The following is a 3,398-nucleotide window of genomic DNA, read 5'->3' on the forward strand; positions in this document are numbered from 1 at the left end:
ACCCCCGGATGAACACCTTCGCTCGACCTGCCGATGGGGCAAAAGATCAAAAGCCAAAGCCAGATCAAAAGCCGGATCAAGAGCCCCTCACCCTGGCCCTCTCCCGGAGGGAGAGGGGACTGACCGTGGTGTTTGGGGGAGCTGCGCCGACGTGCGATACCGCGTTGAACTCAGGCTCTAAAAAGCAAACAAATCAGCCCCCTCCCATGAGGAAAAGGAGACTGACCGAGGTGTTTGGGAGAGCTACTTCAATGTGAAATACCGAGTCGAACTCAGATTTTGACAAGCCCAAAAATCGGCTCCCTCTCCCTCCGGGAGAGGGCTGGGGTGGGGGGCAGCTCCAACACAAATCCAAAGCCAAACACCCGCTCTTCACCACTCAATAGGCCGAGTGTCAGCTCGCCTGCTTTTGATCTTGATCTGTAAGGCGACATCGGAAGGCTGAGTGGAGGGATTGATCCGGGGGTGGGAGCGCAGCGACCGTTTGGCGAAGCCAAACACAGCGAGAGGAGGTGCAGCGAAGCAAACCGTAGGCGCTGCGCCCGGATCGGTCCCAGAGCGAAGGAACCCCGAGCCCCAGCGAGCGGGCCGTACGTAGGAGCAAGCGTTTTTTGCTTACTTTTTTTGGCGTTTGAAAAAAAGTGAGTCGCCGTAAGGGCGAAACCCTAATCCGCCGTTACCGCAGCAACGGATATGTACACAGCTCGAGCCGATAACCGCCCACAAAAAATGCCCCGATCTCTCAACCGGGGCATTCAGCACAACATTACAAAACCATCAAACCATCAATGCGAAACCGCCCCACTCGCCCCCAACCCAGTCTGCGAACGCACAAACTGCGGGAAGAACAGCGCACGCTCGTTATCCGCAGCCGCCGACTTGTCAGTAATCGAGAAGAACCAGATCCCGACAAAGGCAATGATCATCGAAAACAGCGCCGGATACTCGTAAGGGAAAATCGCCTTCTCGTGATGCAGAATCTGCACCCAGATGGTCGGGCCAAGGATCATCAAGCCAACCGCACTCACCAGACCCAGCCAGCCGCCAATCATCGCACCACGAGTGGTCAGCTTCTTCCAGTACATCGAAAGCAACAGCACCGGGAAGTTACAGCTCGCCGCGATCGAGAACGCCAGGCCAACCATGAACGCAATGTTCTGGCTTTCGAACAGGATGCCCAAGCCAATCGCCAGCAACGCCAAGGCAATGGTGGTGATCTTCGAGACACGAATCTCGTCCTTCTCGTTCGCCTTGCCCTTTTTGATCACACTGGCATACAGGTCGTGAGACACAGCCGAAGCACCGGCCAGAGTCAGACCTGCCACAACCGCCAGAATGGTCGCGAACGCCACCGCCGAGATAAAGCCGAGGAAGATACTGCCGCCGACCGCGTTGGCCAGGTGCACCGCCGCCATGTTGTTGCCGCCCAACAGCGCGCCAGCAGCATCTTTGAAGGCCGGGTTAGTGCTGACCAGCAGGATCGCGCCGAAGCCGATGATGAAAGTCAGGATGTAGAAGTAGCCAATGAAACCAGTTGCGTAGAGCACGCTCTTGCGGGCTTCTTTTGCATCACTCACGGTGAAGAAGCGCATCAGAATGTGTGGCAGACCAGCCGTACCGAACATCAGCGCCAGACCCAGCGAGAAGGCCGAAATCGGATCCTTGACCAGACCGCCCGGGCTCATGATCGCTTCGCCTTTGGCGTGAACCTTGATCGCTTCGGAGAACAGCGTGTTGAAGTCGAAGCCTACGTGCTTCATTACCATCAGTGCCATGAACGAGGCCCCGGACAGCAACAGCACAGCCTTGATGATCTGCACCCAAGTGGTCGCCAGCATGCCGCCGAACAGCACGTACATGCACATCAGCACACCGACCAGAATCACCGCAACGTGGTAGTCCAGACCGAACAACAGCTGGATCAACTTGCCGGCACCGACCATTTGCGCGATCAGGTAGAACGCCACCACCACCAGCGAACCGCAAGCGGACAGCGTACGGATCTGGGTTTGCCCGAGGCGATAGGACGCCACGTCGGCAAAGGTGTATTTGCCCAGGTTACGCAGGCGCTCGGCGATCAGGAACAGAATGATCGGCCAGCCCACCAGAAAGCCGATCGAGTAGATCAGGCCATCGTAGCCGGAGGTGAACACCAGCGCGGAAATCCCCAGGAAGGATGCCGCCGACATATAGTCACCGGCAATCGCCAGACCGTTCTGGAAACCGGTGATCTTGCCGCCAGCAGCATAGTAGTCAGCCGCCGACTTGTTGCGCTTGGAAGCCCAGTAGGTGATGCACAGCGTTGCCCCGACGAACACCACGAACATGGCGATTGCCGAAACGTTGAGCGGTTGTTTGTGAACTTCGCCGGTCAAGGCATCGGCAGACCATACGGCCGGAGCGAAGGCTGCGATGCTCAAAAGAGCCAGTAGACGCCGGATCATTGCTGAGCCTCCTTGAGAATCGCATTGTTCAGGTCGTCGAACTCGCCATTGGCGCGGCGCACGTAGATAGCGGTGAGGATGAATGCAGAAAGAATGAGTCCGACACCGATTGGAATTCCCCAGGTAATCGAGGATTCCGGACTGAGTTTCGCGCCCAGAACATGCGGCCCGTAAGCGATCAACAGGATGAAGCCAGAGTAAAGCCCGAGCATGATCGCCGAGAGTATCCAGGCGAACTTTTCCCTTTTTCGCACCAGCTCCTTGAATCGGGGACTGTTTTGAATCGAGAGGTAAATGCTGTCGTTCATTGTTTTTATCCTCGCAGCACAAATTATTGTTGGAACATAGCTAATGTATGCGGCTGCGAGCGCGGTAACAGACGACCTTAGTAGTAGAACGCCATGACACTTTTGCCAATTTCCGGTACACGCAAAACAACTGTGGGAGCGAGCTTGCTCGCGAAGGCGTCAGATCAGTCGATATTTGCATCAACTGACAGAACGCATTCGCGAGCAAGCTCGCTCCCACAGGGTTAGGCGGCGAAGCTTTTATTTGGTCCAGTCAGCCACGCGATCCGGGTGCTTGGCGACCCAATCCTTGGCCGCTGCTTCAGGTTTGGCACCGTCCTGAATTGCCAGCATCACTTCGCCGATCTCGTCTTTCGACGCCCACTGGAAGTTTTTCAGGAACTTGGCCACTTCCGGAGCTTTGGTGGCGAGTTCCTTGCTGCCGATGCTGTTCACGGTTTCAGCCGCGCCGTACACGCCTTTCGGGTCGTCGAGGAAGCGCAGTTTCCACTTGGCGAACATCCAGTGCGGCACCCAACCGGTAACCGCAATCGACTCGTTCTTCTTCTCGGCACGGGTCAGCTCGGCAATCATGCCGGCGCCGGAACTGGCCTTGAGGGTGTAACCGGTCAGGTCGTAATCCTTGATTGCCTGATCCGTCTTGAGC

The 3,398-nt window shown here is 56.7% G+C and carries 3 protein-coding genes; all 3 read right to left on the bottom strand.

Annotated elements, in window-relative coordinates; translation table 11 throughout:
* Nucleotides 1-785 precede the first annotated feature (785 nt).
* Nucleotides 786-2,444: a cation acetate symporter gene (locus DBR24_RS07175; RefSeq protein WP_128614331.1), complete on the bottom strand. Its 1,659-nt coding sequence runs from the start codon at nt 2,442-2,444 to the stop codon at nt 786-788.
* Nucleotides 2,441-2,752 (bottom strand): DUF485 domain-containing protein, encoded by a 312-nt coding sequence (locus DBR24_RS07180; RefSeq protein ID WP_123465858.1) that lies wholly within the window; start codon nt 2,750-2,752, stop codon nt 2,441-2,443. The genes DBR24_RS07175 and DBR24_RS07180 overlap by 4 nt, the downstream gene beginning before the upstream one ends.
* Before the next feature lie 240 nt (nt 2,753-2,992).
* Nucleotides 2,993-3,398: glycine betaine ABC transporter substrate-binding protein (locus DBR24_RS07185; protein WP_305888828.1), on the bottom strand; the 406-nt coding region annotated here is incomplete at its 5' end.

This window comes from Pseudomonas sp. HMWF006 (assembly GCF_003061205.1).
Taxonomy (GTDB): Bacteria; Pseudomonadota; Gammaproteobacteria; order Pseudomonadales; family Pseudomonadaceae; genus Aquipseudomonas; species Aquipseudomonas monsensis.

Excerpts from the sequence above, each read along its gene's own strand:
- DBR24_RS07180 (WP_123465858.1), bottom strand. The coding sequence starts at position 2,752 with ATGAACGACAGCATTTACCTCTCGATTCAAAACAGTCCCCGATTCAAG.
- DBR24_RS07175 (WP_128614331.1), bottom strand. The coding sequence starts at position 2,444 with ATGATCCGGCGTCTACTGGCTCTTTTGAGCATCGCAGCCTTCGCTCCG.